The following is a 19,108-nucleotide window of genomic DNA, read 5'->3' on the forward strand; positions in this document are numbered from 1 at the left end:
CCTGCCCGGGATTTTATCATACCACCTGTCGTACCGCCCGATATGGATATCGGTGTACTGACCGTCCCACTCGGCGACCAGTCGCTCGAGGAAGCACTCTCGTATCTCGACGGTATCGGCGTCGACACCGTCGAAATCGGCTGTGGCGGCTACCCGGGGTCGGACCACCTCGACCGGGGCGAACTGCTCGATAACGAATCGGCTCAGGCCGAGTTGCACGACCTGCTCGACGAGTACGGGCTGGGCGTGAGCGCCCTCGCGACGCACAACAACCCCCTGCACCCCGACGAGGAGCGGGCCGCGACCGCGGACACGGAGCTACGGGAGGCCATCACGCTGGCCGACCAGCTGGACGTGAACACGGTGACCTGCTTCTCGGGGCTGCCCGCCGGCGGCCCGAACGACGAGGTCCCAAACTGGGTCACGGCGCCCTGGCCCCAGGAACACGCCGACGCCCACGAGTACCAGTGGGAGGTCGCGACGGAGTACTGGTCGGACCTGGCTGCCCACGCCGCCGACCATGGCGTCGACGTGGCCATCGAGATGCACCCGAACATGCTCATCTACGAGCCCCACGGGATGCTGGAACTGCGCGACGCCACAAACGAGTACATCGGCGCGAACTTCGACCCCTCGCATCTCTACTGGCAGGGAATCGACGTGACCGCGGCCATCCGGCTGCTGGGCGAACACGGCGCTATCCATCACTTCCACGCAAAGGACACCAAGGTCTACGAGGACCGGGCCCGCGAGAAGGGCGTCCTCGATACGACGCCGTACACCCACGAGCCCGACCGCTCGTGGCTCTTTCGCTCTATCGGCTACGGTCACGACGAGAGTCACTGGAAGGACGTGGTCTCGACCCTGCGGATGGTCGGCTACGACGGTGCTCTCTCCATCGAACACGAGGACTCCCTCACCAGCGCCCGCGAGGGCCTGGAGAAGGCCGTCGACGTGCTGGACCGCGCCGTCTTCAGGACACAGCCGGGCGACGTTTACTGGACGGAGTGAACCATGCCGGAAACTCCCTTAGACATCGGCGTGCTGGGCTACAGGTTTATGGGTAAGGCCCATGCCAACGCCTTCGCCCGGTTGCCGATGTTCTTCGAGGACGCCCCCGAGGTGAACCGCGAGGTCATCGTCGGCCGGGACGAGGCCGCGCTGGCCGACGCGGCCGACCGGCTCGGGTTCCAACGAACCGCGACCGACTGGCGCGACGTGGTCGACGACGTGGACGTGTTCTACAATCTCGGGCCGAACCACGTCCACGCGGAGCCGTCTATCGCCGCGCTGGAGGCCGGGACGCCGACGTTCTGTGAGAAGCCGCTCGCCCCGACGCTCGACGACGCCGAGGCGATGGCCGACGCGGCCAGCGACGCGGGGGTCCCCGCCGGCATCGCGTTCAACTACCGGTTCATCCCGGCCATCCAGTACGCCAAGGAGCTCATCGAGCACGGCGACTTAGGCGAGATACACCACTTCCGCGGGCAGTATCTGCAGGACTGGCTGGTCGACCCCGAGGCGCCGTGGTCGTGGCGCAACGACGCGGAGATGGCCGGCAGCGGCGCGCTGGGAGACCTGGGCGCACACACCATCGACCTCGCGCGATACCTCGTCGGCGACATCGCCGAGGTGTCCGGCCGCCTCCGGACGTTCGTCGACGAGCGACCCGTAGAGGGGGAAAACGAGACCCGCGCGGTCACCGTCGACGACGCCTACAGCGCGCAGGTCGACTTCGAGAACGGCGTGATGGGGACCCTCGAAGCCTCCCGATTCGCAAACGGGCGCAAGAACGACCACACAATCGAGATAGAGGGCTCGAAGGGGAGTCTGAAGTTCTCGCTGGAGCGGCTGAACGAACTGGAGGTGCTGCGCGAGGACTCCCGTGGGTACGAGACGATTCTGGTCACCGACCCCGAAGACCCCTACGTCGACCACTGGTGGCCGCCGGGCCACGTCATCGGCTGGGAGCACACCTTCGTCCACGAGAACTACGAGTTCCTCTCGGCGGTCGCCGGGGGCGGGGCCTACGAGCCGAGCTTCGCGGACGGGCTGGCGGTCCAGCGGGTCCTCGCCGCGGTCGAGGAGAGCGACGAGCGCGGCGAGCGGGTGTCGGTGCGGTGACCCGGCCCGCCCACACCGCGCGGTTTTAATCGACCGGCCACCGTTGGGCCGGTATGTCACTCACCCCCCGACTCGACGCGTATCTGGACAGCGAGGACCTCGCCGCGGTGTGGTTTGCGCGACCGAACGGCTTCGCCTGGCTGACCGGGGGCGACAACGTCGTCGACCGGGGCGGGGATATCGGCGTCGCCGCGGCGGGCTACGACGGCGACGGCATCACCGTCGTCACGAACAGTATCGAAGGGCGGCGGCTGCGCGAGGAGGAACTGGCCGACGACGTCGAGGTCGAGACCTACGCCTGGTACGAGAGCGACCTGGCCGCGACCGTCGCCGACGTGAGCCCGGCGCCGGCCGCCGCCGACTTCGACGTGCCCGGCTTCGATAGCGTGGACGCGTCCGCGCTCCGGCAACCCCTGACCGAGCGCCAGCGCGAACGCTACCGGACGCTGAGCGCCGAGGTGGCCGAGGCGGTCGAGACAGTCGCCCGGCGGGTCGAGTCCACTGACACCGAGCGCGATGTCGCGGCGGCGCTCCGGGGCGAACTGTCCGAGGCGGGCATCGACTCGCCGGTCGCACTGGTCGGGGGCGCCGAGCGGGCCCAGCGGTACCGCCACTACACGCCACAGGCCGAGCCGCTGGGCGAGTACGCCCTGCTCTCGGTGACCGCCGGGCGCGACGGGCTGTACACCAGTTGCACCCGGACGATAGCCTTCGACGCACCTGACTGGCTCCGGGAACGCACGCGCGCAGCGATGCGCGTGGAAGCGACCGCGCTGGCCGCGACGCGGGCCGTCGGCCGCGACAGTGGCACGGCTGGTGACGTGTTCGAGGCCATCCAGCGGGCTTACGACGCCGTCGGGTGGGACGGCGAGTGGCGCAACCACCACCAGGGCGGCGCGGCGGGCTACGCCGGTCGGGAGTGGATTGCGACCCCGGATGGCGACCAGCCGGTCGTGCTCCCCCAGGGGTACGCCTGGAACCCGACCGTCCGGGGCGCCAAAAGCGAGGACACGCATCTGGTCACGGCCGACGGTATCGAACTCCTCTCGGGGACTGGCGAGTGGCCGACCCAGCGGGTCGAAGCTGTCGGCTACGACTGCGAACTGCCCCGACACGGCGTCCTCCAGCGGTAGCCGGTGGGGTCAGACTGTTGAAAAATAGCCGCGTTACTCTCAGGCCGAGGACTCGTCGCTGCCCACGCGGATGACCTGCAACAGCGAGTACACCGGGACGCCGTGTATCTCCTCGATGCCGCGCTTGTCGGCCAGCACGACGCAGGCGACGGGGTTGCCGCCCTGTTGCTGGATGGCCTCAACGGTTTCGGTCATCGTGTTCCCGCTGGTGATGGTGTCGTCGACGACGTAGCAGTCCCGGTCCCGAATCTGGGCGAAGTTCCGGGAGAAAGAGCCGTCCGAGGTCTCGCTCTCGTCGTCGTCCCACTGGTGTTTCGAGGGGGCGTAGGTCCCGAGGTCGGTGTCAAGCTCCCGTGCGACCGTCGTCGCAAGCGGCGCGCCGGCCTTCTCGATACCGATGGTGAGGTCGACGTCTTCGCCCTGTTTCGAGAGCAGGTCGGCCATCGCAGCCCCGACGTGACTGAGGCGGTTGCTGTCCCGGCCCAGCGCGGACCAGTCGACGTGGATGTCGTGGGGACCGCTCGTGTCGGGCTCTTTGGGCGTGGGACCGGAGCCGCTTCGCTCGACCAGCCAGCTCGCCGTCTCGCGGGAGACGTTCAGTTCGTCGGCTATCTCACCCTTGGAGAGGCCTCGCTCGGCGAGGTCCGCTGCGCTCTCGACGAGGTCGTCGATGTTCTTCATACGCTGCCTTCTGTCCGGTGGGGCTTAATATGCAACGCCTTTGTGCCGCGGTGACGCCCCCAGCGGACACCGTTCCGACGAACTGTCCGACGACCGAAAGTGGTAGTCGAGCTAACCGGAATAATTTCCGTCTCCGGTTCCTTCACCAACATAATGGAAGAGCAACATGAACCCGCACTGGGCGTTATCGGTCTCGGAAACATCGCTCGACTCCACTGTGACCGCCTCCAGAAAGCGGGCTACGACAACGTCGTCACCGCCGGTCTGGACGTCGACCCCGATGCACGCGGCCGCTTTGCCGCCCAGTACGACGCGACCGTCTACGAACGCCAGGCCGACCTCTACGCGGACGTCGACGCCGTCCTGGTAACGACGCCCAACAAGTTCCACGAGGAGTACGTCGTCGGCGCGCTCGAAGCGGGGCTGGACGTGTTCGTGGAGAAGCCGCTGGCCCACACCGTCGAGAGTGCCGAGGGAATCGCCGAGGCCGCCCGGGAGGCCGAGGGGTTCTGTATGGTCGGGTTTCACAACCGCTTTCGGGACCCGGTCCAGGTTCTCGTCAGCTACCGCGACGACGGCACCATGGGCGAGCTGGATCACATCGAGGCGAACTACCTCCGCCGCCGTGGCGTCCCCGGCCGAGGGTCGTGGTTCACGCGCAGGGCGCTGGCCGGCGGCGGGGCGCTCATCGACATCGGGGTCCACGCCATCGACCTCTCGCTGTATCTGCTTGACTTCCCCGAGGTAGTCGAGGTGTCCGGACAGACGCGGGCGACCTTCGGCACCCGAGCCGAGTATGCCTACGTGAACATGTGGGGCGAGGACCACGGCTCGTCGGGGTTCGACGTGGACGACTCGGCCTCGGCGTTCATCCGGTGTGCCGACGGGTCGACCATCGCGCTGGAGGTGGCGTGGGCGTCGAACCGACCCGATAGCCAGGAGTACGTCGTTCGCGGGTCGGGAGCCGGTGCCCGGCTCGAACTGAGCGACGACGAGATGGAGCTGTACGAGACCGTCTCGACCGGCGTCGACCACCACCGGACCTCACAGATCGAGACGGCGGGCGAGGACGCCCACGGCATCGAACTGGAGAAGTTCGTCGAAAGCGTCGCCACCGGTGAGCCCCCCGGAACCAACACCGTCGAGCAGGCCCTGGCCGTCCAGCGGGTGCTGGATGCCATCTACCGCTCCAGCGAGGAGGGGCGAGCCATCTCGCTTGCGGAGTGACCACCATGGACAATTTTAACCATGTCTCTACGGAGTTTCAGATAAGATGAAGGCTATCGGTGTCACTCGCGATGGGGACGGCGTGGAGCTACTCGACGTGGAACGCCCGGAGCCCGGCGACGGCGAGGCGCTCGTCAGGACACTCCGTGTCGGTGTCGACGGTACCGACCACGAGGTCATCGCCGGGTCACACGGCGGCTACCCTGAGAGCGCCCAGCATATGGTACTGGGCCACGAGGCCGTCGGCGTCGTCGAGGACGGCAACGGCTCCGGGCTCGACGCCGGCCAGGTCGTCGTCCCGACCGTCCGCCGGAAACCCAACGGGGAGACCAACGACTACTTCCGGCGGGGCGAGCCCGACATGGCCCCCGACGGCGAGTACGTCGAGCGCGGCATCGTCGGCGAACACGGGTTCATGGCGGAGTATTTCACCTCGCCGGCCGACAACCTCGTGCCGATCCCCGACCACCTGGCGGAGTACGGGATGCTGGTCGAACCGGTCTCCATCGCCGAGAAGGCAAACGACCACGCCTTCTCGACCAGAGAGCCCTTCGAGTGGCGCCCCGAGGCCGCCTGTGTGCTGGGCAACGGCTCGCTCGGACTCTTGACCCTGTGGATGCTCGGCCGGGAGTTCGACCGCACCTACTGTGTGGGTCGGCGGGACCGCCCGGACCCGACGATCGATGTCATGGACGAACTCGGTGCCACCTACGTCGACTCACGGGAGACGAGCGTCGAGGAGCTGCCGGACGCCCACGAGGCCGTCGACTACGTCTTCGAGGCCACCGGCTACGCGCCCCACGCCGTCCAGACTATCCACGCTCTCGCCCCCAACGGCGTCGGCGCCCTGCTTGGCATCCCCGGCCCCTGGGAGTTCGAAATCGACGGCGGGACCCTCCACAAGGAGATCGTCCTGCACAACAAGTGTCTCATCGGCACCGTCAACTCACACGTCAAGCACTTCGAGGCCGCCGTGGACACGCTCGACGAGATGCCCCAGTGGTTGCTCGACGACCTCGTGACGACGGTCGCGAGCCCCGACAACGTCGAGGCGGCCTTCGAGGACGACGAGGGCCAGATAAAGGCCGTCGTCGAGTTCGACACACTGTGACGGCGGGGAGAACTTCTTTGTAGCGGTCCGGCCAACCCACGTCCGTATGCCATCCGACGATCTGGAGGCGGCGCTGGACGGGGTAATCTCGCGGTTCAACCTCGGCGAGTACGAGATATCGGCGTATCTGGCGGTCCTCCAGCACGGCGAGTTGACGGCCTCGGAGATCGCTGACCGGACGGACATTCCCCAGCCTCGGGTGTACGACACCGTCCGGAGCCTCGGCGAGGTGGGGCTGGTCGAACTCAAGGAGTCCCGGCCGATGAAGGTGATCGCGATCGACCCACGCGAGTCGTTTGGCGATATCCAGGAGTCACTGGACGAGCTGGTCGAGGACCTCTCGGCGCGCTACACCGCGCCCGCACGGGAGCCCGAGGCCGTCTCGCTGGTCAAGTCCCGGCCGACCATCCTGCGCTATCTGGAAGACATCATCGACGCCGCCGAGTACGAACTCCTGTTGTCGCTGACGCCCTCGCTTTTGGACCGCTTCGAGGACACGCTCCGGAGGCGACGGGAGGACGGTATCGGGACCGAGATACTGCTGTCGCCGGCCGGCGACGCGCCCGACCCCGAGATGTTCGACTACGACGCCGTCGCGACCACGGTCAAGGGCCGCCGGGGCATCACGACGCCGGTGGTGGCCGTCGCCGATGGGAACTACTCGATGTACGCCACCCGGGAGTCGGTCAGGGGCGCCCCCGACCGTTACGGCGTCATTTTCAACCGGTCGGAGCTTGGCTTTCTGGTCTCGGGCTTTCTCAACACGGTCCTCTGGACGACGGCCGACACCATCGCGACTGCCGACACCGAACTCCCGTTCCCGCGGCGCTACGGCACGATACGTCGGTGCATCTCCGATCTGGTCGCGCTGGAGGGAGAGTTCTACGCGACTATCGAGGGCCGGAACGTCGCGACTGGTGACAGCTGGGTCGTCGAAGGCCGGGTCGGCGAGGTCTCGTTCGGGCCCAACCGGGAGGTGGCGACGCTGGTCGTCGAGACCGAAGACGGACCAGTCGACGTGGGCGGACAGGTCGCCGCCTACGAGGACATCGAGGCCTACGAGATACGGGTCGGCAGAGACGCCCCGCCGTCCGCCTGAGTTCCCGTTCCTGTCGGCGCGCCGACCGTATTTTTGGCGAACCTAAAAATACTAAACCCCTCACGAGAGAAATAGCGTAATGAGTTCACAGCAGTCCGGTGAGACCGACTCGGAGTACACGTTCGACGACCTCGCCGTCGTGATGGGTACCTACAACGAGGAAGACGCGATAGCCACCGTCCTGGAGGACATCGCGACCGTCACCGACGGCCGGGCCGAGGTTGTCTGTGTCGACGGCTCCAGCGACCGCACGCCCGAGATCGCCCGCGACCACGGCGCGACGGTCATCGAACAGGAGCCACAGGGGTACGGCGTCGCCGTCCGCGCGGCCGTTCTGGCACCGGAGCGGCCGGTCGTCGTCACGACCGACTGCGACGACACCTACCCGATGGAGCGGCTGCCGGACTTCCTCGACGAGATCAACGACGGCGCCGACGTGGTCAGCGGCGACCGGCTCTACTACGGCGCCGACGAGATGCCCGGGCTGAACAAGCTCGGCAACGAACTGTTCGCCCTGCTTGCCTCCGTGGCGATAGGCGAGCGCGTCCACGACACGACGACCGGGATGCGGGCCTACCGGCGCGAGGTCGTCCAGAAGATACGGTGGACCGAAAACACCGGTCTCTCGGCCGAGCTGTTGATGCGCCCGCTGATGCGTGGCTACGACGTGCGCGAACGTCCCATCGAGTACGACGAGCGCAAGGGCGAGACCAAACTGGACCCGTTCGAGGGTGGGGCCGCTATCGCCAAGTCCATCCTGAAAGTCGCGTTCGAGGAGCGACTCCGGTAACGACGCAACTGCGCCTGTCCGGACCCCAGTTCCGGCAACGACGACGGGACCGTGCGGCCCGTCGTCACTCCCCGCCGGGCGGCCGCTGGTAGCTCTCGGTCCCGCCGGGGTGGCCCTGCGGGTTCTCGATGCCGACCAGTTCCCCGCCAGTGGGCGAGCTATAGAGCCCGTACACCAGTTCGTTGACCAGATAGTACCGCACCCGCTCGCGGGGCGCGCCGTCGGGGACGGGGTCGGCGTCGGCCACGCCCATCGCTCTGAGCGTCTCCTCCTGTTTTGCGGGGTCCAGTTGCCGGAAGTCGGTGTCCTCCCACTCCCGTGCGTAGCTATCGAGCGCCGAGAGCGCGTCGAGGACGGCGTCGGCCCGCTCCAAGTCGTCCCGCAGCCGACGGGACATGTAGCCGTCGACGAACGAGCCGACGCCGTCCACCTCGCTCGGGTAGACGGTCCGTGCGACCGCGTGCAGCGTCCGCCGCTCGTGGTCGGTGACGACAGTTCCGTCGCCATCGTTGTCGGCCCATTCGAGCAGCGCCGCGCCGCCGCCGACGGCGATGCCGGCCGCGCCGAGTGCCTTCAATACGTCGCGTCTGTCGAGTTCTGTCATCCTTGTCTCACCGTTGCGTTGAGTGCGATACCGTCGCGGTGGGCGCCGGGCACGTAGGCGGCCTGTCCGCCACAGAGCCGCTCGGACCAGCACACCTCCATCCGCGGTGTCAGGGCCCGCACGCCCGAGTCAGTCCCGTTTACCGGAAGGACCCAGCGGTACTTTACGGCTCGGTCGGCGCCGTAATCGACGAAGGCGACGACGGTCACCGTCCCCCGTCGGGGCGTGGGCACGGCGAGACTGTCATCGAGGCTGTCACCGCTGAGTCGGGTCCGGTTGGCGTCGGTGCGGAGCCGCAGGGCAAGCGGCGACGCGTCGGTGGCGGTCGTGAACTCGTTTGCGCTGGTGTTTGTCGTCCCGTTGTGTAGCTGGACGGTGACCGACTCCGCCGCCGCGGGCACCGACGCCGAGAGGTCCGTTGTCACCGTTTGCCCGCTGGCCGCCCGCACGCGCTGGAGCCGCGGTTCGACCGACTGACCCAGGAACGGTGCCCACTGGCCCCGATAGACGTACCGGTAGTAGCTCCGGTCGGGGTAGCTGTCGACGACGGCGAACTGCTGGCGCTGCATGGCGTACACCGTCTCGCCGTCGAACCCGGGGTCGTTGCGGAGCGTCTGGAACGGGTGGTTGAGCCAGTTGCCGTAGGTCCGGGGCAGGAAGACGACGGTATCGTCGAGGTCGCGCCCGTCGAAGGGCTCGTAGGCCTGCTCGTACTGCTGGGTCACGTCGTAGTTGTCCCCGAGCGGGGCCGCGACAGCGCCCACGGCGACCCCGGTCCCGACTGTGGCCCCGAGCAGTAACAGCGCGGTCACGGCCGGCCGGGCGCGCTCGGCGCTCACGTGGCGCGGGAGCGTCTCACGGGCCCACTCGACGGCGGCAAACAGGCCGACGGCGCCAAAGGCGACGACGGGGACGAGCAGGTCCATGTGGTAGTACGGGCCGAAAGAGGCAACGAGCCCGTCGTTTGGGTCGGCGAGTTCGCCGAGGATGTTGAAGTTCCCCCAAAAGAGGAGGTTCCCCAGCGGGACACTGAGTCCGACGCCGGCCAGGGCGAGCTGGCGGTCGTCGAATCCACGCCGTCTGACCGTCCGGAGCCCGACGAGGGCGGCGATTGTTCCGAGCGGGCCGGCGACGACCCACTCCGTCGCGAACAGCCACAGCACCTCCGCGTTGGACCGCAGCGAGAGCGCCGGCGTGAACGTCTCCGAGTGGCCGGCTATCTCCCGGTAGCCAAAGCCGAGCCCGTCAAGCGGCGCGAACGCCTGGTAGGGGAACACGAGCGGGTCGCCGGTCATCACGCTGTTGTAGCCAAACGTGACGGCGACGCCGGCCAGTCCGAACAGGGCGGTCAGCCCGACGCGCTCGACGACCGACCGTTCCCGGCCGCGGAGCGACCACAGCGCATGTAGGATAAAGGGCGTCGCGAACAGCACCGCGGTGTAGGGGCGGGTAAAGAAGGCGACACCGACCGCGACACCCGCAAGCACAGCGGTCCGCCGGCTGCCGGTCCGGTCGGCGTGGAGGTACGACACCGCGAAGGCGAGGTTCCAGCACATCGCCGGCACGTACGAGAGAAATACCGAGGCCTCCACGACGAACAGCGGCGAGGCGAGCATGAGGACCGTAGCGACGACGCCGGTCCGGGCGTCGAAGACCTCACGAACCGTGTGGTAGGTGCCCGCAAGCGCGCCGGTCGCGACGAGCGCGAGCGCGATGCGGTAGCCGCCAAGCAGTTTGCCAACGGCGAACACCGCCGCCGTCGGAGGCGTGTACTTCGAGTACAGCCCCCGACCGCTCTCGACGAAGAACCAGGGGCGGAAGGGCCCGTCGACCGGCGGGCGCAAGAACAGCTGCCCCTCCAGTAACATCGCGGCCTGCTGGAGATACACCGCCTCGTCGTGGTTGCTGGTGTGGTACGGAAAGACGACGTGGGCGATGGCGTAGACGAGGAGCCCGCCGACGACTGCGACGAGCGCCGCCTGCACGCGGGGTCGTCGCAGCCGACTCATTCAGCGGGGTACCAGGCCAGCTCGTGGTCGGCGGCCAGGTCTATCTCGACCGGCTGGCCGGCCTCGAACGTCTCGACGTGGTTGTGCATGCAGTGGACCACGTCGCCGCTGTGCAACTCGACCCGGTAGATGAAGTTGGGACCGTTGTACTGGCGGTGGACGACGTAGCCGTCGGCTTTCGGCTCGCTGGCGGGGATCGCCTGCAGGTCGTCCGGCCGGACCAGCACGTCAACCATCGCGCCGTCGTAAGCCTGGATGGGGCCGTTCAGGCGTTCGAGACCGAAACTCCCCAGCCCGGTTTCGAGCCGGTCGGTCACGCGGGCCGAGAGGAAGCTGGCCTGCCCGAGGAAGCTCGCGACGAAGCGGCTCTCGGGGTTCTCGAACACCTCGCCCGGGTCGCCCATCTGCGCGAGGGTGCCGTCGTTCATGATGGCGACGCGGTCGCTGATGGAGAGGGCCTCCTCCTGGTCGTGGGTCACCGAGATGGCGGTGACGCCGGCCCGCTTCAGTATCCGGCGGACCTCCTCGCGCATCTCGACGCGCAGGCGTACGTCGAGATTCGAGAACGGCTCATCGAGCAGGAGTACGTCCGGCTCCGGGGCCAGCGAGCGGGCCAGCGCGACCCGCTGCTGTTGCCCGCCCGAGAGCTGGCTTGGCATCTTCTCCTCGTGGGACTCCAGGTCGACAAGCTCCAGCAGCTCCGCGACCCGCGCGTCGGTCTCGGCCTCGTCCAGTTCGTCGAGCCCGAAGGCGATGTTCTCGGCGACGGTGAGATGCGGAAAGAGGGCGTAGTCCTGGAAGACGATGCCCACGTCGCGCTCTTCGGGCTTTCTGAAGGGGCCGTCGGCGTCGCCGGTCACCGTCTCGCCGGCGATGGTGATGGTCCCCTCGCTGGGCGCTTCGAGGCCGGCCAGCATCCGGAGCGTGGTCGTCTTCCCGCAGCCCGAGGGGCCCAGAAGCGTCAGCAACTCCCCGTCCTTGACCGACAGCGAGAGGTCCTCGACGGCCTTCTCGGCCCCGTACTCCTTCGAGACGCCCTCGATGGAGAGCACCGTCCGCTCCGGGTCCTCGACCGCTGTCTCTATCGTTTCGAACTCGGAAATTCGCTGCTTTGGTTGGTTTTTTGCCATTTTAGCCCTCTTGTCTGAGGATAACGAGCATCGACAGCCCCGAGACGCCGACGAGAATCAGCGCCGGGACGGCCGCCTGTCCTTGGTACGCTGCTCCGCGGACCAGCCAGATGTACGTTACGATGGTTTCGAAGCCGATCGGCCGGAGCATGAGCGTCGCCGGCAGCTCCTTCATCGTCGTCAGGAACACGAGCGCCGCGCCGGCGGCGATACCCGGCGCGACAAGCGGCAGGACCACCTTCCGGAACGAGGTTATCGGGCCGTAGCCGAGCGAGCGGGCCGCCTCGATATAGCTTGGGTCGACCTGTAGTATGGATGACTCCGTCGTCCCAACGGCCTGCGGGAGAAAGCGGACGACGTAGGCAAACACGAGCACGAAGAGGCTCTGATAGAGGAAGGGGACGAACCGTAGCGCGAGGTAGATGAGCGAGAGCCCAATGACGACGCCGGGGACCGCGTAGCCGACGTAGGAGACCCGCTCGGGCAGCGAGGAGAGCGTGCCGTCGCCGCGCGCCGAGAGGTAAGCTATCGGGAGCGCGACGACGACACAGAGCGCGGCCGCGCCGGCCGCGAGCATCACCGAGTTGGTGACATGCTGGGCCTCGAAGACGAACCCCGCGGGCGCGGCACCGGCCGACCTGACCAGCCACAGCCCGAGGATGCCGATTGGGAGGGCCAGACAGAGCGCGGCGATGAGGGCACAAAAGCCCATCGCGGGCAGTTTCCAGTAGCCCAGCTGTATCTTCCCGGCGCGGTGGTCGCCGCTTGCGACGTAGGCGCCGTCACGGCTCGCGCCGATGCGTGACTCGACGGCGAGTATCGCCATCGCCAGAGCGAGCAAGAGCAGGGAGAGGACGGCGGCGGCGTCCAGGTTCCGGGCCTGCTCCTCGACGAATATCATGCGCGTGAACACGTCGTAACGCATGATGGCCGGCGTCCCGAAGTCAGAGAGCGTGTACAGCGCCACCAGCAGGGCGCCGGCGGCGATGCCGGGGAGAATCTGTGGCAGCGTGACGCGTTTGAACGCCTCAAATCGGCTGGCGTTCAGCGTTCGGGCGGCCTCGACGACCCGCCCGTCGAAGGAGATGAGCGACGCTCGCGTCGTCAGAAAGACGTAGGGGTACGTAAACAGCGTCAACACCAGCACGGTGCCGTGGAGCCCGTAAATCGTCGGAATCGACTCGACGCCAAGCGGTGCCAGCAGGTCCGCAAGCTCCCCGCGCGGGCCGAAGGCGGAGACGAACGCGAACGCGCCGATATAGCTTGGAACCACCAGCGGGAGCGCCGCGGTGACCGTCCAGAACCGCTTGAACGGGAGGTCGGTCTGGACGGTGAGCAGGGCCAGCGGGACGCCGATGAGTACCGACGCCGCGGTAACGGCGGAGACCAGCACGAGCGTGTTGACCGTTACCGTCTTCGTTGTCCCGCTCACGACGAGTTCGAGCAGCCGGCCGGTCGGCATCTCGCTGGCCTCGATGAGCACCCAGGCGATGGGCGAGAGGAGAAGCAGGGAGATCGCCAGAACGACCAGAGCGAGGATCGTCGGCTCGTCGGCGTCGCGGTCGGCGACGTTCGCCCGCTCGCGAATCCGCTCCAGACGGTCGCTCGCGCCCATCTCAGAGGACGCCCACGTCCTGCATCAGGTCGACGGTCCCCTCCACGTCGGCAAGCTCCGTGAGGTCGATGTCCGGCGGGTTCAGGTCGTCGATGCGCGGGAGGCCACCCACGGGCTGGACGCCCGAGATCATCGGGTAGGCGAAGGTACGGGTGGCGAAGAACTCCTGGGCCTCAGCGGAGAGGACGTGCCGGACGAAGTTCCCGGCCAGTTCGGCGTTGCCCGTCCCGCTGAGAATCTCCAGCCCGGAGACGTTGACCAGCGCGCCGGCGTCCCCTTCGGTGAAGTACAGGTCCAGGGGTGCGTTCTGGCGGGCCGACTGGACACGCAGCGAGTAGTAGTGGTTCGCGAAGCCGGCCGCAAGCTCGCCGTTTGCGGCGCTGTTGGAGACGGCGAACTCGTTGTCGTACTCCGTGATGCCGTGGTTCTGCATCGAGTTGAGCCAGGAGCGAGCCACGTCGTCGCTCCTGTTGAGCCGCATCGCGGTGATAAAGGACTGGAAGGCGCCGTAGGTGGGGGCCCACCCCATCGTCCCCTCCAGGGCTGCGGTGTCCGGGAAGTCGTGGACTGAGTTCGGGAGGTCGGACGGGGAGAGCGTGTTGGTGTTGTACGGGATCGCCCGGGCGCGGCCGGCGAAGCCGACCCAGCGACCGTCGCCGTCCTGGAAGCTCCCGGGCACGGCCTCTAGCGCCTCGCTCGGCAGCGACTGGGTGGCCCCGGCTTTGGCGACGGCGCCCAGCGACCCGGCGTCGACGGACATGAACACGTCGGCCTGGGACGCGCCGGCCTCGTTTTCCTCGATGATTGTGGTGGCGAGGCTGCTGGACCCCTCCACGCGGTGTTCCACGGAGAAGTTGTCGTAGGCCTGTTCGAACAGGTCGAGCAGGTCGACGTAGAGGCCCCCTTCGCCGCCGCCGAGGTAGACGGTGAGGTCGCCTTCGAGCGGCGGCAGGTCCTGTATCGAGGTGCCGCCGGGCTGGTCGCGGGACTCCACGAGCGGCCCGGAGCCCCGGAAGTCCGACAGCGAGACGCCGACCTCGGTGTTGTCGTTGCTGAACAGCCCGAAACAGCCGGCCAGCGAGCCGGCGGCAGTCGCTCCGCCCAGGGCGAGAAACCGCCGCCGGGTGGAGTTTGAGTGTGTGTCAGTCATGGTTGGTTGAGTATGTTTTAGGTTTACCTAAATGGTTTGCGTTTTCAGTCGTCGGCCGCCGCCGGCGCCGGCGTGGTCGCGTCGGGGGCGTCCAGCGCGGCCAGGCAGTCGAGCCAGTCGCGCATGTACTCCCCGCAGTGGTTGAGGAAGGCGCCGTTTTCCCACTCGGCGTAGTCGCCCTCGGCGAGGCGGTCGGCCATCGCTTCGAACACCTCGCGGTAGGAGTCGGCGTCGTCGCCGACGGCGTCGATCTCCTCCCAGACGTGTTCGTTGAGTTCGAGGCCGTGGACCTCGTTGGTCAGGTCCGAGAACGTCGACCGGGGGGCCTTGTTGTGTTCACACAGCGGGTCGCCGTTGTATATCTTCCCGCCCAGCACGTCGCAGGCGCGCTTGAGGAAGAGTCCGGACCAGATGTCGTCGAAGCGGCCCACGTCCCAGGCGTTGTCGTCCATCGGCAGCTGGTAGAAGGCGGGGACGACCTCCCGGCGGAAGGCCAGGTTCATCGAACAGACCGTGAGGTAGTTCCCGTCGGCGGCCACGAAGTCGCCGTCGAAGTCCGCCCCGGAGGTGTGGGTCTGGGCCTGGCCCTGCAGGTCGCCGTCCATCAGGATACGGACCGCATCGAGGTCCGGCACGTTCGTCCACAGCCCCTGGGAGGCGACGACGCGCTCGACCTCGGTCGTGTCGGTCTCGACAGTCTCGTCCATCGCCGCGTAGGGGTACCCACGCGGGTAGAGACCGTGCTCGTCTTCGTTCTGGTAGAGGACGTTCACCCAGTTCTCGTCGGACCGGACCCGCTCGATGTCGCCCTCGAAGGCGAGGTTCTCCATGTGGGTCCCGAAGAAGTCCACGTCGTCGTGTGGGGCGGTGTCGTCGTCGATGAAGACGCCGTAGTCGTAGTCGGACGCCCAGAGGTACAGCAACCCGAAGGAGGTCTGGGCATGGCTGGCCGCGGGGACCAGATGCGAGAACTCGCCGATCCCGTACTCTTCGAACCACTCGCCCCGCGCCGTCTCGTCGAAGACGGCCCCGTCGACGCCCTCCTCGTCGAGCATCGCCTGCATCGACTCGCTGTCACAGAAGTCCTCGGTGATGAGGACCACGAACAGCCGGTCTAAGTCGAACCCGTGCTCCCGGGCGTTCTCGAAGTATTCGCGCATGCACTCGGGGTTCCGTATCGTCGGAACCATCACGCAGATGTCCTGCTCCGTCATGGTGCCGAATCTTTAGGCAACCCTAAAGAACGTTCCGTTTTAGGCTGGCCAAACAATTCTCGGCCGCCGCCACACGTCCCGGAATACTTCCTTCGTGGGTACTTTTTCCGGCTGTGACTGGACACCGACGGCAGCGACACCGCTGCTGACCGGGGGGTGACACCCTCGTTTAAGGCGAACTATTATCTGGCTGTGCTTTGGCTCACTAGTCGAGCAATGAGTGCACGAACAGACGGGGGTCGTCCTACGGGATGAACCTCGAAGATCAGACCTGCGTCGTTACCGGCTCCTCGCGGGGTATCGGTCGCGGTATCGCGACCGACCTCGGCGACCACGGGGCCAACGTCGTGGTCAACTACCGGTCCTCGGAGGCAGAGGCCCGTGCAGTCGTCGAGGAGATACGCGAGAGCGGCGGCGACGCTATCGCCGCACAGGCCGACGTGGCCGACGCCGACGACGTCGAGTCGATGCGGGAGGCGGTCAACGACGAGTTCGGGAACGTCGACGTCCTCGTCAACAACGCCGGTATCACCATCGACAAGAAGTTCGAGAACATGACCCGCGAGGACTGGGACGCGGTGATAAACGTCAATCTCGGTGGCGTGTTCAACTGCACTGACGCCTTCTATGACGACCTCAAGCGCGCCGATCACGGCCGGCTCATCAACATCTCCAGCGTCGTGGGCCAGCAGGGCAACATCGGACAGGCAAACTACGCGACGACCAAATCCGGACTGTTTGGCTTCACACGGACACTCGCACTTGAACTTGCACACACGGGCGCGACCGCAAACTGCGTCGCGCCCGGGTTCGTCGAGACGGACATGCTAGAGGAGGTGCCCGAGCGCGTCCAGGAGAAGATTCTCCGCGAGATACCGCTGGACCGCTTTGCCACCGTCGAGGACATCGCCGGTATCGTCCGCTTTGTCGCCAGCGAGGAGTCGAGCTACATGACCGGACAGGTGCTTGGCGTCAACGGCGGCATGGAGTGGTAACATGAGCAAACAAGAGAAAGACGAGACATCCGACACGACCGACGACCCCATCGAGGAGCTCAGAGAGAAGCGCCGCGAGGCCGAACTCGGCGGGGGCGAGGCACGCATCGAATCACAGCACGAGAAGGGCAAGATGACCGCACGCGAGCGCATCGACTTCCTTGTCGATGACGGCTCGTTCAAGGAGGTCGACCCCTTCGTCGAACACCGTTCGACGAACTTCGGCATGGAGGACAAGAAGTTCCCCGGCGACGCCGTGGTGACGGGCTACGGCGACGTCGACGGTCGGAAGGTGTTCCTCTTCGCCCACGACTTCACCGTGCTGGGCGGCTCAGTGGGCGAGGTCGTCGCGGAGAAGATATGCAAGGTCATGGACAAGGCCATCGAGAACGGCGTCCCCGTCATCGGGCTGAACGACTCCGGGGGCGCACGCATCCAGGAGGGCGTCGACTCGCTGGTCGGCTTTGCGAAGATCTTCGAGCGGAACACGAAGGCGAGTGGCCTCATCCCACAGATTTCGGCCATCATGGGGCCGTGTGCCGGCGGCGCCACCTACTCGCCCGCGCTGACGGACTTTACGTTCATGGTCCAGGACACCAGCCACATGTTCATCACCGGACCGAACGTCATCGAGACCGTCACCGGCGAGCAGGTCTCGAAAGAGGAACTGGGTGGTGCAAGCTCCCACTCCACGAAGTCCGGCGTCGCCCACTTCTCCTGTCCCTCCGAGGAGGAGGCCCTGGAGAACATCCGCCGGCTGCTCTCCTATCTGCCCCAGAACAACATGGAGGACCCGCCGCGGGTCCAGCCGTGGGACGAGCCGGACCGGGAGGTGCCCGAACTCACGGATATCGTTCCCTCGGCCCCGCGCAAGCCCTACGACATGTCCGAGGTCGTCGGCCGCATCGTCGACGAGGAGTCGCTGTTCGAGGTCCACACCAACTGGGCCAGAAACGTCATCACCGGCTTCGCCCGGATGGACGGGCAAAGCGTCGGCGTGGTCGCCAACCAGCCCCGCGTGAGCGCGGGGACACTCGACATCGACGCCGCGGAGAAGGCTGCCCGCTTTGTCCGGTTCTGTGACTCGTTTAACATCCCCATCCTCACGTTCGTCGACGTGCCCGGCTTCATGCCCGGCACCGACCAGGAACACAACGGCATCATCCGCCGTGGCGCGAAACTCATCTACGCCTACGCCGAGGCGACGGTCCCCCTGCTGTCCGTCGTCGTCCGGAAGGCCTACGGGGGCGCCTACATCGTCATGTCCTCGAAGTTCCTGGGCAGCGACGTGAACTACGCCTGGCCCGGTTCCGAGATGGCGGTGCTTGGACCCCGGGGCGCGGTCAACATCCTCTACCGCAACGAAATCGCCGAGGCTGACGACCCCGACGCCAGGCGCCAGGAGCTGATGGACGACTTCCGCGAGGAGTTCGCTCACCCGTATGGCCCGGCCAAGCGGGGGTATCTCGACGACGTCATCGAACCGAAGGACACGCGCAAGCGCCTCATCGACGACCTCGATATGCTCCAGCGCAAGCGCGAGGACAGCCCGCCCAAAGACCACGGCAACATCCCACTGTAATGTCATCGCTGGACCAACAGGACGAGGACGACGGCACAGAGGCGACGGAGACACCCGCGGACGACGCGTCCGAGGCGACCGTTACCGTCTCAATTCCGGACGACGCGTCCGAGGCCGAGGCGGCGGCTATCTCGGCGGCGGTCAGCGCACACATCACCGACCGCCAGCGGGCCGCCGCCGCAGCGGCCGCGGCGAGTGACTCGCCCGACTACGTCGACGAGTGGACCCTGGAGGGTCGACTGGCGCGGTTTGGCAAGCGCCGCCGCCCGCGGAAGGTAAAGCGGGGCGAGGAGTGGAAGGCGGCGGCCCGGGCGCGTTACTGATGGAACTCCCGCAGTAGTTCGAGACCGCGTTTCGTCTTCGTGAACTCCGAGAGCGGCCGCTCGGCGTCGCAGTCGTCACACCGTGTCGGGGCTGGGGAGGTCCGTCGGCGTCGCTTCCCAGTGTTTGTCACAGACCGGACAGCGCAACTGGAGCCAGGCCTCCTGCATGTGTGAGTGTGGCAATGACGCGTGTATATGTCTTGTGCCGATGCTCGACGCGTCCGGGCAGAGCCGCGATTTAGGGTGGCCTAAAAATAGGAAGATATTTCCCCGAGACGCCTGCCACAGTTGAGTATGGAACGACGGGTCAGCGGAACCGAC

17 protein-coding genes and 1 pseudogene are annotated in these 19,108 nt (G+C 66.9%); 10 read left to right on the forward strand and 8 right to left on the reverse strand.

The annotated features are described in order from the left end of the window. Positions 1–42: 42 nt before the first annotated feature. The 3 genes from VJ162_RS02255 to VJ162_RS02265 are packed head-to-tail and all read left to right on the forward strand — an operon-like array spanning position 43 to position 3,257. Positions 43–1,011: a sugar phosphate isomerase/epimerase family protein gene (locus tag VJ162_RS02255; protein WP_324662105.1), complete on the forward strand. Its 969-nt coding sequence runs from the start codon at positions 43–45 to the stop codon at positions 1,009–1,011. A 3-nt stretch (positions 1,012–1,014) separates the two neighbouring features. After that, entirely contained in the window at positions 1,015–2,124 is a 1,110-nt protein-coding gene (locus tag VJ162_RS02260; protein ID WP_324662107.1) for a Gfo/Idh/MocA family protein, read from the forward strand. A 53-nt stretch (positions 2,125–2,177) separates the two neighbouring features. Next, positions 2,178–3,257 (forward strand): M24 family metallopeptidase, encoded by a 1,080-nt coding sequence (locus VJ162_RS02265; RefSeq protein ID WP_324662109.1) that lies wholly within the window; start codon positions 2,178–2,180, stop codon positions 3,255–3,257. 39 nt (positions 3,258–3,296) lie between these two features. Here VJ162_RS02265 and gfcR read toward each other — a convergent pair whose 3' ends face one another. Next, a complete protein-coding gene (gene gfcR, locus VJ162_RS02270) occupies positions 3,297–3,938 on the reverse strand; it encodes a transcriptional regulator GfcR (RefSeq protein WP_324662111.1) in 642 nt (213 codons plus the stop codon). Positions 3,939–4,091: 153 nt separating this feature from the next. On the opposite strand from gfcR, the gene VJ162_RS02275 reads away from it, so the two are divergent. The 4 genes from VJ162_RS02275 (at position 4,092) to VJ162_RS02290 (ending at position 8,165) form a co-directional block, all read left to right on the forward strand. Beyond that, on the forward strand, positions 4,092–5,165 hold the full coding sequence (locus tag VJ162_RS02275) for a Gfo/Idh/MocA family protein (RefSeq protein ID WP_324662112.1): 1,074 nt from the start codon (positions 4,092–4,094) through the stop codon (positions 5,163–5,165). Between the two features lie 46 nt (positions 5,166–5,211). Continuing rightward, the gene (locus VJ162_RS02280; RefSeq protein ID WP_324662113.1) at positions 5,212–6,276 is read left to right on the forward strand and encodes a glucose 1-dehydrogenase; all 1,065 of its coding nucleotides are present in this window, start codon (positions 5,212–5,214) and stop codon (positions 6,274–6,276) included. 46 nt (positions 6,277–6,322) lie between these two features. Beyond that, positions 6,323–7,375, forward strand: a complete 1,053-nt coding sequence (gene trmB / locus VJ162_RS02285; protein WP_324662114.1) for an HTH-type sugar sensing transcriptional regulator TrmB — start codon at positions 6,323–6,325, stop codon at positions 7,373–7,375. Between the two features lie 79 nt (positions 7,376–7,454). Next, on the forward strand, positions 7,455–8,165 hold the full coding sequence (locus VJ162_RS02290) for a dolichyl-phosphate hexose transferase (RefSeq protein ID WP_324662116.1): 711 nt from the start codon (positions 7,455–7,457) through the stop codon (positions 8,163–8,165). 64 nt (positions 8,166–8,229) lie between these two features. Here VJ162_RS02290 and VJ162_RS02295 read toward each other — a convergent pair whose 3' ends face one another. Genes VJ162_RS02295 through VJ162_RS02320 form a run of 6 tightly spaced genes read right to left on the reverse strand, consistent with a single transcriptional unit; the run spans position 8,230 to position 15,887 of the window. Then, positions 8,230–8,769, reverse strand: coding sequence for a gluconate 2-dehydrogenase subunit 3 family protein (locus tag VJ162_RS02295; RefSeq protein WP_324662117.1), 540 nt, complete (start codon positions 8,767–8,769; stop codon positions 8,230–8,232). Then, positions 8,766–10,778 (reverse strand): DUF7846 domain-containing protein, encoded by a 2,013-nt coding sequence (locus VJ162_RS02300; RefSeq protein WP_324662119.1) that lies wholly within the window; start codon positions 10,776–10,778, stop codon positions 8,766–8,768. Before VJ162_RS02300 ends, VJ162_RS02295 begins: the two co-directional genes overlap by 4 nt. After that, positions 10,775–11,908, reverse strand: coding sequence for an ABC transporter ATP-binding protein (locus tag VJ162_RS02305; protein WP_324662121.1), 1,134 nt, complete (start codon positions 11,906–11,908; stop codon positions 10,775–10,777). The genes VJ162_RS02300 and VJ162_RS02305 overlap by 4 nt, the downstream gene beginning before the upstream one ends. 1 nt (position 11,909) lies before the next feature. Next, on the reverse strand, positions 11,910–13,523 hold the full coding sequence (locus VJ162_RS02310; RefSeq protein WP_324662123.1) for an ABC transporter permease: 1,614 nt from the start codon (positions 13,521–13,523) through the stop codon (positions 11,910–11,912). A gap of 1 nt (position 13,524) precedes the next feature. Then, complete coding sequence (locus VJ162_RS02315) at positions 13,525–14,673, reverse strand: extracellular solute-binding protein (protein ID WP_324662124.1); 1,149 nt, start codon at positions 14,671–14,673, stop codon at positions 13,525–13,527. Positions 14,674–14,717: 44 nt separating this feature from the next. Further along, positions 14,718–15,887: an alpha-1 4-glucan-protein synthase gene (locus tag VJ162_RS02320; RefSeq protein ID WP_324662126.1), complete on the reverse strand. Its 1,170-nt coding sequence runs from the start codon at positions 15,885–15,887 to the stop codon at positions 14,718–14,720. 251 nt (positions 15,888–16,138) lie between these two features. Here VJ162_RS02320 and fabG point away from each other — a divergent pair, with 251 nt between their 5' ends. The 3 genes from fabG to VJ162_RS02335 are packed head-to-tail and all read left to right on the forward strand — an operon-like array spanning position 16,139 to position 18,787. Continuing rightward, a complete protein-coding gene (fabG, locus tag VJ162_RS02325; RefSeq protein ID WP_324662128.1) occupies positions 16,139–16,882 on the forward strand; it encodes a 3-oxoacyl-[acyl-carrier-protein] reductase in 744 nt (247 codons plus the stop codon). 1 nt (position 16,883) lies between these two features. Beyond that, positions 16,884–18,464, forward strand: coding sequence for an acyl-CoA carboxylase subunit beta (locus VJ162_RS02330; RefSeq protein WP_324662129.1), 1,581 nt, complete (start codon positions 16,884–16,886; stop codon positions 18,462–18,464). Further along, complete coding sequence (locus tag VJ162_RS02335; protein WP_324662130.1) at positions 18,464–18,787, forward strand: hypothetical protein; 324 nt, start codon at positions 18,464–18,466, stop codon at positions 18,785–18,787. The genes VJ162_RS02330 and VJ162_RS02335 overlap by 1 nt, the downstream gene beginning before the upstream one ends. On the opposite strand, the pseudogene VJ162_RS18580 reads toward VJ162_RS02335, so the two are convergent. Next, positions 18,781–18,955: pseudogene (locus VJ162_RS18580) on the reverse strand (DUF7836 family putative zinc-binding protein). The gene VJ162_RS02335 and the pseudogene VJ162_RS18580 overlap by 7 nt on opposite strands. Positions 18,956–19,108 lie beyond the last annotated feature (153 nt).

Source organism: Haloarcula sediminis (assembly GCF_035656455.1).
GTDB lineage: Archaea > Halobacteriota > Halobacteria > Halobacteriales > Haloarculaceae > Haloarcula > Haloarcula sediminis.